This window comes from Novosphingobium naphthalenivorans NBRC 102051, assembly GCF_001590985.1.
Lineage (GTDB): Bacteria > Pseudomonadota > Alphaproteobacteria > Sphingomonadales > Sphingomonadaceae > Novosphingobium > Novosphingobium naphthalenivorans.
The window spans coordinates 1-12416 of the sequence record NZ_BCTX01000056.1; the positions used below are offsets into that span (position 1 = coordinate 1).

Annotated in this window: 11 protein-coding genes; 8 read left to right on the forward strand and 3 right to left on the reverse strand. The window is 65.3% G+C overall.

The window, feature by feature from the left end; translation table 11 throughout:
* The first annotated feature begins 572 nt into the window (after nucleotides 1–572).
* Together NN5_RS16875 and NN5_RS16880 are read left to right on the forward strand one after the other, a co-directional pair.
* Nucleotides 573–1742, forward strand: a complete 1170-nt coding sequence (locus NN5_RS16875; RefSeq protein ID WP_067735910.1) for an MFS transporter — start codon at nucleotides 573–575, stop codon at nucleotides 1740–1742.
* Nucleotides 1743–1991: 249 nt separating this feature from the next.
* Complete coding sequence (locus NN5_RS16880; protein WP_067735913.1) at nucleotides 1992–3173, forward strand: hypothetical protein; 1182 nt, start codon at nucleotides 1992–1994, stop codon at nucleotides 3171–3173.
* Here NN5_RS16880 and NN5_RS16885 read toward each other — a convergent pair.
* Nucleotides 3159–3701: a sigma-70 family RNA polymerase sigma factor gene (locus NN5_RS16885; protein WP_067736023.1), complete on the reverse strand. Its 543-nt coding sequence runs from the start codon at nucleotides 3699–3701 to the stop codon at nucleotides 3159–3161. The two genes, NN5_RS16880 and NN5_RS16885, sit on opposite strands and share 15 nt — an antisense overlap.
* On the reverse strand, nucleotides 3694–3852 hold the full coding sequence (locus tag NN5_RS26370) for a NepR family anti-sigma factor (protein ID WP_169801008.1): 159 nt from the start codon (nucleotides 3850–3852) through the stop codon (nucleotides 3694–3696). Before NN5_RS26370 ends, NN5_RS16885 begins: the two co-directional genes overlap by 8 nt.
* Nucleotides 3853–4129: 277 nt before the next feature.
* Here NN5_RS26370 and NN5_RS16890 point away from each other — a divergent pair, with 277 nt between their 5' ends.
* Together NN5_RS16890 and NN5_RS16895 are read left to right on the forward strand one after the other, a co-directional pair.
* Nucleotides 4130–5809, forward strand: a complete 1680-nt coding sequence (locus tag NN5_RS16890) for a CHASE domain-containing protein (protein ID WP_067735916.1) — start codon at nucleotides 4130–4132, stop codon at nucleotides 5807–5809.
* 170 nt (nucleotides 5810–5979) lie between these two features.
* The gene (locus tag NN5_RS16895; RefSeq protein WP_067735918.1) at nucleotides 5980–6396 is read left to right on the forward strand and encodes a hypothetical protein; all 417 of its coding nucleotides are present in this window, start codon (nucleotides 5980–5982) and stop codon (nucleotides 6394–6396) included.
* Nucleotides 6397–6462: 66 nt separating this feature from the next.
* Here NN5_RS16895 and NN5_RS16900 read toward each other — a convergent pair whose 3' ends face one another.
* The gene (locus NN5_RS16900; protein ID WP_067735921.1) at nucleotides 6463–7257 is read right to left on the reverse strand and encodes a response regulator; all 795 of its coding nucleotides are present in this window, start codon (nucleotides 7255–7257) and stop codon (nucleotides 6463–6465) included.
* Nucleotides 7258–7709: 452 nt separating this feature from the next.
* Between NN5_RS16900 and NN5_RS16905 the strand changes: the two genes are divergently transcribed.
* The 4 genes from NN5_RS16905 (at nucleotide 7710) to NN5_RS16920 (ending at nucleotide 12290) form a co-directional block, all read left to right on the forward strand.
* Nucleotides 7710–8360, forward strand: a complete 651-nt coding sequence (locus NN5_RS16905; protein WP_067735924.1) for a sigma-70 family RNA polymerase sigma factor — start codon at nucleotides 7710–7712, stop codon at nucleotides 8358–8360.
* A 68-nt stretch (nucleotides 8361–8428) separates the two neighbouring features.
* Complete coding sequence (locus NN5_RS16910; RefSeq protein ID WP_306305110.1) at nucleotides 8429–8800, forward strand: response regulator; 372 nt, start codon at nucleotides 8429–8431, stop codon at nucleotides 8798–8800.
* Between the two features lie 102 nt (nucleotides 8801–8902).
* Nucleotides 8903–9670, forward strand: coding sequence for a Crp/Fnr family transcriptional regulator (locus NN5_RS16915; protein WP_245656578.1), 768 nt, complete (start codon nucleotides 8903–8905; stop codon nucleotides 9668–9670).
* A 145-nt stretch (nucleotides 9671–9815) separates the two neighbouring features.
* Nucleotides 9816–12290, forward strand: coding sequence for a PhoX family protein (locus NN5_RS16920; protein WP_067735930.1), 2475 nt, complete (start codon nucleotides 9816–9818; stop codon nucleotides 12288–12290).
* The last annotated feature ends 126 nt before the right edge of the window (nucleotides 12291–12416 follow it).

Consider the following 12416-nt stretch of genomic DNA (forward strand, 5'->3'; position numbering starts at 1 on the left):
GAGAGCTTCGTATTCATCGAGAAGCGCTAGGCGTTCGTGGGGTGAAATCGAGGCATGGCTTCCGGACGCGCCGGAGGGCCGGCCGTGCGAGAATCCTCTCAGAATATTTCTGACGGCCATAACCGTGTCCTGTCGAGTCTTAACCTTTATTTCGGTGTCTCTACGTGAAATCAGTTAAAATCTGTTTCTCGGCGAGTTGCTTTAGTCATTGCTTCCCAATTGTGATTACCAAACCGGAAATACTCCTGTGATCTGATCATGGAGCCGGAGCATAAACTCGTAAACGGTGGTGCCAGGGCATCTGCCTGGTGCAGTATGGCGTTAGCGGTGCGTTGAAATATCTGTATATTTCTGCCCCCTCTCTTCTTTCGCCGGAGCAGAGCGCGAGTGTCCTGAGGCGGTGCGGCATGGCTTCGTCCTTCCGCATCGGGGAGAGTTGCAAGACCTGGAGTGCTCCCGGGCAGGCCGGGGCGCAGCGGTGAAAGGGCAATGTGCGCCGCTATTGTGCGCTTGCGAACAAGCTGCCATCCCCGCGGTCCGGTAACCAGGGAACACAAGGCAGGGGCAAGTTCGTGAATCGCGGGTGGATCACGCTGGGACTGGTCGTGGGCAGTACGATCGTGGGGCTGATGGGCACGGATCTTGTCCTGCCCGCGGTTCCCGGCCTGCCGGAGGCGCTGGGGGGCGATCCGGCACAGGCGCAGCTGGTGCTGGCGGCCTATGTCGGCGGCTCGTGCCTCGGCCTGCTGGGCTATGGCGTGCTGGGGGACCGGGTGGCGACACCGCACTTGTTCATCGGCTCGCTCTTCGCGACCGCGCTGCTGTCGCTGGGCTGTTCGCTGGCCCCCTCGATGGAAGTGCTGATCGCCTTGCGCGCGCTACAGGGCATGGTGGCATCCGGGCCTGCGGTCTTCGCGCCGGGTATCGTCAATGCCATGTTCGATGAAGAGGACGCAGTGCGCGCGATTGGCGTGCTGGGCAGCATCGAATCGCTGGCGCCCGCGCTGGCGCCGGTTGCCGGTGCGGCGCTGCTGGCCTTCGGCGGCTGGCATCTCAATTTCGATGTCATGGCCGCGGTCGCAGCGCTGCTGGGTGTGCTGCTGCTGGCCTCGGGCGGGGTGCCGCAAGTGCGCCGCCGGGGGCAGGGTAGCTTCCTCGCCCTGCTGCGCGACGCCACGTTCCTGCGCTATGCCCTGAGCCAGGCGCTGGTGCTGGGCGGACTGCTGGTCTTCGTCTTCGGCATGCCGACGGTGTTCGTGCGCGTCCATGGCGGCACGCTGACAGATTTCATCGTGATGCAGGTCTGCGGCATCGCCACGTTCATGGTCGCCGCCAATTCCGCCACAAGGGTGGTGCGGCGCTATGGCGCCGAGCGTGTCATCGCGGCCGGGACATGGCTCGCGGCGGTGGGTGCGCTGGCGCAGTTCTTCTATGCACTGGCGGGCGGGACTTCGGCGCTCGTCATCACGGCGCTGTTCGTGCCGGTCAACACCGGCCTCGGCCTGCGCGGCCCGCCGGGGTTCTTCCGCGCCATTCTGGCCTCGCATGGCGACGATGCCCGGGGCAGCGCGCTGGTGATCCTCTTCGTGCTCGGCGCGGCGGCGGCCGGCACGGCGCTGGTCTCGCCATGGATCGAGCACGGCACCATTCCGGTCGCGGGCGCGGCGCTGGCGTTCCATACGGTTTCGGTGGCCTGTCTGATGCTGCTGCCGAAATGGCGCGAAGATGTCGTATCTTCGTAGTATTCCTTCTGCGGGTGCTGAATTATACCTTTCCAAGAGTGGCGGGAAAAGAAATTCTGCGCCGGAAAGGTCGTGATGTATTTGCCTGCGTCAACGGGCGGCGGCCTGTTTGCCGCTTTCTCGGGGATTAATTATCTGTAATTAAGCTGGAATTAGGCATCTTCCTTACCCGGCTCGCAACGGCGGCCCGCTGATTTTTCGCACCTGCACAAAATCAGGGGATTTGCGTTGCGACCCGATATTCGACCGATGGTTTTCGCTCTTGCCTGCGTTTCGCTCGCCGTGCCGGTCCATGCCGCACCGCCGGAGGTCCAGCCGGTCCAGGTCGGTTACGAGACCGTGCGCTATCAGCAGGGCGTGCCCACGCTGGACCTGCCGCAGCGGTGGGGCTCGGTGCAGGTGCGGCCGCTGCCGATGGATCACGGCAGTCTTGCCTTCGCGGTGGCGGTGTACAACGGGGGCAGGGATCCCGAGGTGATCGACATCGGCAATTTCCATGCCGAAAGCGCCGGGCAGAGCCTGGAAGTCTTCTCGGTCGATCAGCTCAAGGGCAAGGCCAAGCGGCGGGCGGTATGGTCCAAGGTGGGGCTGGCGCTGCTGGGAGGGGTTGCCGCGGCCGCGGCGGCCAGCCAGCGCGACACTTACCGCAGCACCTGGCACACGCCTTACGGCACGTATCGCGGCTATTACAGCGCCCCCAGCACGGCCGGGCAAATACAGGCTACGGCGATCGGCGTGGGAACCGGGGTCGGGCTGGCGCGCATCCAGGAGAACCTCGACCGCACCCGCGCGGCGCTCGGCAACGAAGTGGTGCAGGCGACGACGGTCGATCCCGGACACAGCTATGCGGGCAAGATCGTGCTCGGCAAGATCAAGGAGGCGGACCTGCCGCAGCGGGTCGACCTGACGGTCAGCTGGAACGGAGAGGTCTATCCTTTCGCGTTCCAGCTTGCCAAGGCGGGCACGCCGGCGCCGGTTTTCGAGACCGTGGCCGAACCGTCCGCGCCGGCCAGTTTCCAGCCGGCGGTTCTGACCGAGGCGGTCTCCGGGCAGGACGGTGGCACTCCTGTGCCTGCCTTTACCAGCGCAGCCATGGTCCGGCCGGTGCCGCGCGGCGTGGACATGGAAGCCCTGGTCCAGCGCACGGCGGACCTGATGCCCCGGCCTACCGTTCTTGACGACGGATCGAAAGTGACCGGCTTCACCGCCGACGGCACCCGGTTGCAGGTCACGGTGGTCAACAATCCGGAATTCGATGCCATCAAGCCGGACTGGCAGGCGCGCGGGCGGCACGGAATCTGCTCGGCACGCGCGTTTCAGGCGGTGCTGATGCAGGGCGGGACCATGACGGCGACGTTCTTTACCGAGAAGAACCAGGAACTCGGCGCGCTTGAACTGACCGGGGCCTCGTGCCGCCTAGCCGGCGCGTGAGTCCGCGATGGTCTTCTGCGGCTCGCTGTCCAGTATCCGCGCCAGATCGGCCCTGGCACGGGCGACGCGGCTTTTCATGGTGCCGACGGGACATCCCGCGATCCCGGCCGCTTCCTCGTAGCTGAAGCCGGAGGCGCCGATCAGCAGCACGGCTTCGCGGCGCTCGGGGGCAAGCTGGTGCAGGGCGTGCTCCATGTCGTCGAGATGGAGCGGGGCTTCCTGATCGGCTTCCATGATCAGCAGACGCTCGGCCACGCCATCGTCGAGATCGGTCTGGCGCCTGCTGCGACGCAGTTCGGACAAGTAGTGGTTGCGCAGGATCGCGAATGTCCAGGCGCGCATGTTGGTGCCCGCCTGATAGCGCTCGCGCGCGGTCCAGGCCTTGATCGCGGTTTCCTGCACCAGATCGTCGGCAAAATCGGGCCTGCCGCAAAGGCCGCGGGCAAAGGCGCGCAGATGGGGAAGGACGGTGAGGAGTTCCCGGCGGAAGCTTTCGTCTGCCGGGCAGGGCGTGATCCGCTCAGGCATCGCCGCTGTCATCCAGCTTTTTCAGGAGATCCTGAAAGCTGTCCGGCAGCGGTTCTTCGACGACGGAGTTGTAGAGCTTTCTCAACCCCGATGCCCAGCCGGGTTCGCCGTCCTTGGGCGGCGCTTCGATGCCGGGCGGCAGACCCGGCACTTTCCCGGCTGGCCTTCGTCCATTGGGTCGATTCAACACAAGCTCCCTTTCGCCGGCTACCCTTGCTGAGAGACAGGCGGCCGGTCAAGCCTGTGCCGGTTCCCTGCCCGGAAGCGAAGGCTTCCGCGCTCCGGCGGGGGCATGGCCCTGCCAACATTGTCCGGACGTGGAACAATTGGCGGGCTGCAAGGTTCCCCCGGATGCAAAGAGTTGCCATAGGTGGCAGCAGCCGCGCGGGATTGTGCCCGGCCGCGTCAGGAGACGGGAATAGTGTGGGGTGATTGATCAGGCGCTTCTGGACCGTGTGCAGAAGCAGTCGTGGTTCCACAAATATCCGCGGGGCTGGCCGTTTCTGCTGTTCGTGATCGCCAGCATCACCACGGCTGTCTCGGTGATGGCGATCGAGCGGGCGGACCGCAAGACGAGCGAAGTGGAGCTCGATCGCAACCTGACCGAGATCGCCTCGGCCCTGCAGCGGCGCGTGACCGAGAATATTGCCCTGCTGCGGGCGGGGGCCGCGCTGTTCGGCACCCAGCAGGAGGTGACGGGCCATCAGTTCAGCGAATTCACCGACGACCTGCAGGGGGACGGCAAGCTCTACGGGTCGCTGGGCATGGGCTGGGCGCCGTTGGTGCCGGTGCGCAACCTTGCCGATTTCGAAGACGCGATCCACGATGCCGGCCGGCCGGATTTTCTTACCTATCCCTATCCGCGCCACGATGCGGACTATGCAACGCCGATCGTGTTCCTGCAGCCGGGCACGGCGAACAACCGCCGCGCGATCGGTTTCGACATGTTCTCCGACCCCGTGCGCCGGGCGGCCATGCAAAAGGCCATGAAGCTCGGGCGTCCCGTCGCCTCGGGTAAAGTCCATCTCGTTCAGGACAAGGGCGATCCCGATGCGGCCGGGTTCCTCATCTACATGCCGGTGGAGACGGACGAGGGCGGCCGCCATCATGTGAAGGGGTTCGTCTACAGCCCGTTCCGGGCCGACAATTTCCTCAACTCGGCTGGTGAACTCTACCGGACCAACGGGATCGAGGTCTCGGTTTACGATGGCCACGTCGCGCCGGATACCCTGCTGGCCGAGCGGCGCGCCGAGGGTATGACCGGCTCGACGATGGAGCGGCGCATCGATGTCGGCAATCATTCCTGGGTCGTGCAGGTCAGCGACAAGAAGGGCGGCGTCCTGTCCGCACTGTCGCGGATCACGCTGTTTTTCGGTGCCCTGGCCTCGCTGATGGTCATGGCGATCGGCCGCCTTATCACCAAGCGGGCCGCCGAGGACCGGCGGGTGCTGGAGTGGCTCACCAATCAGGCCTCGATCCGCAATTCGCTGACGCGCGAACTGAACCACCGCGTCAAGAACACGCTGGCCAATGTCCTTTCGATCGCGGCCCTGACTCGCCGCCGCGCGACGGATATCGACGATTTCACTGAAAGTCTGACAGCGCGTATCCGCGCGCTGTCGGCGACGCATGACCTCCTGTCGCAATCGGACTGGGGCAATGCCGCGATCGGGGACATCGTGCGCTCGGAACTGGCGCCCTACATGGACGGCAGCGAGAGCCACGTGGAAATGTCCGGCCCCGATATCAAGCTGGCGCCCAACGATGCGATGTCGCTGGGGCTTGCGATTCACGAGCTGGCGACGAATGCGGCCAAGTACGGCGCGCTCAGCACGATCAAGGGGCGCATCCACGTCCACTGGGTGCTGCTGTCGCCCGATCTGGCAGAAATCCACTGGCGGGAAGAGGGCGGTCCTCCGGTTGTCGAGCCGGCCAAGCGCGGGTTCGGGCGCGACCTGATCGAGAAGATCGTCGCGCACGAGCTCAACTCCGAAGTCGATCTCAAGTTCAATCCGGCCGGGGTCGAATGCCGCCTCAAGATGCCGGTCCGGGCGGCCCGGGAGTTCGCCTTGCGCGCCGAAAAAGGCGAGAAATCGCTGTTGCCGTGACAGGCCCTGGGGCGCGTGGATGGGATTGAACACAATTTAAATAGCTGATTTTAAGTGGCTATTGAATTATATACGTATATGTGCGTACATGTGTTTTGCATGATCGCAAATGGTGCAATGCGAAAAGAGCGGTGGGGGCCGTTGAACATTACGTTAGGAGCGAATAGCCCATGGCATCCCCCCCACGCATTGCCGAGTGGCTCACCGAGGTCGACAACATTGCGCTGTCGTCGACCGTGGCATCACCTGACAAGGAAGCCGGATATGTTCGTGCGATGGGCAAGCTCATGCGCATGCGCCCGGAAGGGCTTGGCGGCGCCAGCCTGACCGCCACCGCCGAAGCCGATGTCCTGCGCTCGGTCATGGCGGGCGCCTGCGAGACGGCGGCGCTGCGCCTGCTTCCCTACGACGCACGAGTCATGACTTCGACGTCCGGTGCAGGCCATCACATGGCGACAGTGCGGCTGGGCGGACAGCGCCGCGAATCGACATCCTCGGGCAGCACTTTCGCGCTCGCCCTGGTGAGTGCGCTCGCGCTTTCGGCCGTCGATCACTATCACGAACTGGCAGGCAGCCTGCCGGGCTGATTTGGAGGCGGCCCGGAAAAGGGGCCGCCTGTTCTTTGTTGCCGCCCGTATTCTCTTTCCGGGACCTCAGCCCATCGGCTCGCTTGATCTGAAAAACAGCGCCTGGCTGATCGCCGCGCGGACGGTCACTTCCTGGAACGGCTTGGTTACGAGATAGGTCGGTTCCGGGCGTTCGCCGGTCAGCAGGCGCTCGGGATAGGCGGTGATGAAGATCACCGGCACGTCACCGAATTTCAGCAGGTCTTCCACCGCATCGATGCCCGAACTGCCATCGGCGAGCTGGATGTCGGCGAGGACGAGGCCCGCGGGCGAGCGTTCGAAGATGTCCACCGCCTGCGTACGGGTGGCTGCGGTGCCGACCACGGTGTGCCCGAGGTCGTCGACGAGGCTTTCCAGCTGCATGGAGATCAGCGGCTCATCCTCGATAATCAGGACCCTGGTCTTGCTCTCGTTCTCGATCTCGGCGATCGCCTGCGCCACCAGGGCATCGGCCTCTTCGGGCGAAACCCCGAGAATCCGGGCGGTTTCCTCGCGGGAGAATTCCTCCACGGTGGAAAGCAGCAGGGCCTGGCGGTGGGTGGGGGCGATCGTTGCGAGACGGGTCCGGGCGGCCTGTTCGTGCGTGTCGCCGCTGTTTTCCGGCGGCTGCTCCTCGACATGGCCGGTGGTCCAGATGCGCGTGAAGGCGGCATAGAGCGCGGCCCGGCTGTGCGCGATCTCCTCGCGCAGGTCCCGGTCGGCCAGCGCGGCTTCCAGCGTGGCCCGCACGTAGGCGTCTCCCGAATGCTGGGAGCCGGTCAGTGCCCGGGCATAGCGGCGCAAGTACGGCAGTTGGCGGGCGATCTGGTCTGAGACGGACATGGAATTCCTCTGGCCTTTGGATCTGGTGTGCGCTTGCACGCGGTACGGCGGCAAGGCGCCAGCCCTATGATCTAAATGATCTGAATGCCGGGTGGATGCAGGGCAACCTGAAAATTTTTTCGCAGGTTCGCTTTTTGCGGGAACCAATGCCGTTCCTCCACGTTTCTCCGGCATCACCACTGGCTCCCCCCACCCCACCCCCCGCAACCGGTGGTGATCCGATCCCGGAGGCCTCCGGCAGCCCCAAGAGCGGCCGGAGGCCTCAAGCTTTCTGGCACATATGGGTTTCCGGCAAGGCCCCGGTTTTCGGAGCAGCGGTTGCTGCGGTGCCGCGAATCTTCAGGGAAATCAGCCGGTTTTCATAACTTTGCACCCCATCATCGGCATTTTCCGGGAACCATTCCGGGGCAGGCGGCGTTAGCGCTGCATCTGGTTAGAATGGAGGGTAACGCATGACCGCAGCATCCGAAGTGGACGTTGAGATCGAACCGGCGCCAGCCCAGGCGCTCAGCGACCGGAAATTCAAGCAGGCGCTGGCCGATGTCGCGCCGCACCTTCGCGCCTTTGCCCGCGGCTTGTGCGGGGACCGTGACCGGGCAGACGACCTTGCTCAGGAAGCCATGCTGCGAGCCTGGGCCGCGCGGGACCGTTATGCGGCCGGCACCAATTTCAAGGCCTGGACTTTCACGATCCTGCGCAATCACTTCTACAGCGAGGCGCGCCGCGCGCGTTTCCATGGCGAATACGATGAACTCGCCGCCGAGCGCATTCTCTGCGCCGACGCCAGCCAGGAAAGCGCCATCGAGCTTGCCGACGTGATCCGCGCGCTGACCGCGATCCCGGAAAGCTATCGCGAGGCGCTTGTGCTCGTGGCGGCCGGCAATCTTTCCTACGAGGAGATCGCCCAGATCTGCGGAGTCGCGCTGGGCACGGTGAAAAGCCGCATCTGCCGGGCGCGCACGATGCTGCTCAATGTCATCGAGTCGGGCCAGCTCCCCGATTTCCGCCACAGCTTCGTTCTCAACGGCGAGGCGATCGACGCGTTCTTCGCCGAATTGGGCAAGATCGCGAATTACGAGGGCGGTGCCAGAGCCGCCGCCTGAAGCCACAGAATAAGGAATAGGGTGCCTTGGGTGCTGCGATGACGGAAGGCGGAGGGAAAGTTCTCATCGTGGAGGACGAATTCCTGGTCGCCCTGCAACTGGAGGACATTCTCTCGGGAGGCGGTCACGCGGTTGTCGGGACCGTTCCCGATCTTGCCGGGCTCGGCGGTCTGGCCGAGGCGCCGGATGTGGCGCTGGTCGATCTTAACTTGCGCGACGGGCTTACCGGCCCGGCGGCGGCCCGCCATCTCGCTGGCCAGTTCGGGGCGCAGGTCATCTATGTCACGGCCAATCCCGGGCAGATCGGCACACCGGCCGAAACCGCGATCGGCGTGGTGCAGAAGCCATTCACCCGCCAGTCCATCCTGGCCGCGATTGCCTATGCCCTGGCGGGATGTCCGGCTGCGGGCCGCCCGGCCGATCTCGAACCGCTGGGCTGACGCAACTGCCGGGAAAGGCCTGCGGGAAGATACCGGGAACCGCAGCCGCCCGCGCGGGTTGAGGACTATACGTCCCTAACCGCCATCGCCGGGTATCCCGCCATGCCGCAGTTCACGCAAGTTCCCCATTCATTGTCCGAAGATGCCAGGGCCGCAGGCGCCATGGGCAACGGCCTGCTCGCCGCGCTTCGCCCCGCCGAACAGACGCTGCTGGTGCGGCATTGTTCCGAATGCGTGCTGGATGCGGGGACCGTGATCTGCCAGCCCGGCGACGAGGTCGAATACTGCACCCTGCCGACCGGCCCGGCGCTGTGCTGCTTTTCCGTCGCGCTGGATGACGGCGCAGCTGTCGAGACCATGCTGGTCGGGCGCGAAGGGGCGGTGGGCGGCTTTGCCAGCCAGGGGCCGGTGCCTGCCTATGCCCGGGTCGAGGTGCTGCATGGAGGGGTGTTCCGGCGGATACCCTTGGGCAAGCTCGAAGCGGCCAAGCGTGCTTCCCCGGTCATCGCGAACCTGTTTGCCCGCTATGCCGATTGTATGATGGCGCAGGTTTTCCAGTCGATCGCCTGCAATGCGACGCACACGATCGAACAGCGCGCGGCGAAGTGGCTGGGGGCTGCCGTTTGCCGAATTGGCGACAGCCATGTGACGATGACGCAGGAGCAACTCGCCACGATGATGGGGATCGGCCGCAGTTATGCCAGCCGGGTTCTGCAGCGTTTCAAGCACGAGGGGCTGCTGCGCACGCGGCGCGGCGGAATCGAAGTGCTCGACCGTAATGGCCTGAAAAACCGCGCTTGTTCGTGCAACGATCGCGTCTCGGCGCATTTCGAACGCCTGCTGGGCGGGATCTATCCCGCCAGGGCCTGACAGCCGCGCCGCCGGTTCGCGTGCGGAGTCCCGATTGCCAGAAAAACGTCATGGCAAAGACGCGAAACTGAAAGTGTTTTTGCGCATTAGTGACATCAACGTCTTCTAGCTACGCCTCTCCAAGCTAATATTGCGGGGCAATAGCATGACCGACATTCTTCCTCCCAACGGCTATACCGACGGCGACGTCGACACCAATCCGACCACCCAGATCTCGCTGGAGGCGCTGGCCGCGGCCCGCTATTCCCGCCGTCAGGCGCTGCTGCGCGGTGCCGGTGCCACCACCATGGCCGTGCTGGGCACGAGCGTGCTTTCGGCTTGCGGCAGCGACGACACCGAAACCACGCTGGTTGTTTCCGCCGGTGACAATGCAGCGACCAGCTCGGGCCGCGTCGTCGTGCTGACTGGCTCGGTGACGGCCGGCAACACCAGCGTCAGCAAGTCCGCCTGGGCGCAGAACAGCGGCCCGGACGTGGACCTGACCATCTCGGGCCTCACCGCCACGTTCATCGCCCCGGCCGTCGAAGCCGCCACCGATCTCGTGTTCGGTTTCGCCGTCACCAATGCCGATGGCGAGACGGCCGTGTCGACCACGACGATCCGCGTTTCGCCTGCCGTGCTCGGCTTCACCGCCGTCGCGCACAGCCTGGAAGACATCGCCGTGGTTCCCGCGGGCTATTCGGTCACGGTCATGACGCGGCTGGGAGACCCGCTGGCGGCGGGCGTCGCGGCCTATGCCAACGACGGCACCGACGACAACTTCGCCCAGCGCATCGGCGACCATGGCGACGCGCTGCACTTCTTCGGCCTCTCGGCCGCCGGTTCGCGCGATGACAGCAGCTCGACGCGCGGCCTCATGGTGCAGAACCACGAGAACCTGAGCACCCAGTACCTTCACCCCAATGGCCCGACCAATGTCTCCACCGGCCCGCGTCCGGCCGACGAGGCGAAGAAGGAAATCGAAGCGCACGGCGTCTCGGTCTCCGAATATATCGACGGCGGCGACCGCAGCTGGTCCTATGTCGCCAGCAGCAGCTTCAACCGCCGCATCACGCCGATGACGCCGATGGCCTTCCACGGCCCGGCCGCCGGTTCGGCGATGCTGGTCACGGCCTATTCGAACGCCGGCACGGCCGGGCGCGGCACGATCAACAACTGCGCCAACGGCATCTCGGGCTGGGGCACCAACCTGACCTGCGAGGAAAACTGGGCCGGCTACTTCCGCCGCGATGCCTCCGACGCGGCGCTGCGCACCGGCAACGAACTGCGCGCGCTGGCCCGCTACGGCGTCACCAGCAAGACCGGCAACTACGCCTGGTCGACGGTCGCCTCCACCGACGCGATGTTCCAGAAGTGGAACGCGACGATCACGGGCGCCAGCGCGGCTGCCGATTACCGCTACGAGCCCAACCAGTATGGCTGGGTGGTCGAGATCGACCCCTATGACCCCACCTCGGCTCCGCGCAAGCGCACCGCGCTGGGCCGCTGCGGCCACGAAGGCGCTTTCGTGCGCGCCGTCGCCGGCCAGAAGATCGGCGTCTACATGGGCGACGACAGCCGCGGCGAGTATCTTTACAAGTACGTGTCGAACACCGCGTTCGATGCGGCCGACACCGATGCCAGCGATCGCCTGGCGGTGGGCGACAAGTACCTCGATGCCGGCACGCTCTATGTCGCGAAGTTCAATGCGGACGGCACCGGCCAGTGGCTGCCGCTGGTCTATGGTTCGGTCCCGAGCCTGCCCGCGACCGGCACGTATCCCGAATACGTCTTCGCCGATCAGGCCGACATTCTCGTCAACACCCGCCTTGCCGCCGATGCGCTGGGCGCGACGCCGATGGACCGCCCGGAATGGACGGCCGGCAATCCGGTGACGGGTGAGATCTATCTCACGCTGACCAACAGCAATGCCTCGAAGCGTCCGCTGAACGGCACCGATGCGGCCAACCCGCGCCACTACGGCGACCCGAACCTTTCGGGCAAGACCAGCTACGGCAATCCCAACGGCCACATCATCCGCCTGCGCGAGGATGGCGACACGACCGGCGCCACCACCTTCGCCTGGGACATCTACCTGTTCGGCGCGGATGCCACCGACTTCCCGTCGGACGCCAACGTCAACGTCTCGGGCCTTACCACCAGCAACGACTTCTCCAGCCCGGACGGCCTGTACTTCTCGCGCGACACCAATCCGGCGGGCGAGATCAATCCGGTGCTGTGGATCGAGACCGACGACGGCGCGATGACCGATCGCACCAACTGCATGTTGCTGGCGGCTCTGCCGGGCCACGTCGGCGACGGCGGGGCGACGACGCTCACCAACAAGGACTCGACCGGCGCCACCGCGCAGCAGGCGACGTTCGCCGGCACCGCCGCGACGGCCGCCAACTTGCGCCGCTTCCTCGTCGGCCCGGTCCAGTGCGAGATCACCGGCATCGACATGACGCCGGACGGCCGTACCCTGTTCGTGGGCATCCAGCACCCGGGCGAGAGCGGTGATGCCGCCGCGCCGAGCAGCCACTGGCCCGACAGCCAGGCCGGCACGACGGCCGCCACCGTGCGCCCGCGCTCCGCGATCATTGCGATCACCAAGGATGACGGCGGCATTATCGGCCTTTGAGCCGGCCGCTTTCCTTCGGGGAACAATGCGAAAAGGGGAGGGGGCGCGAAAGCGTCTCCTCCTTTTTCGTTCTGTGCTTGGCTCTTCCGCGGTTTCAGCGGATTCTCATGCTCAAGAACCGATTAA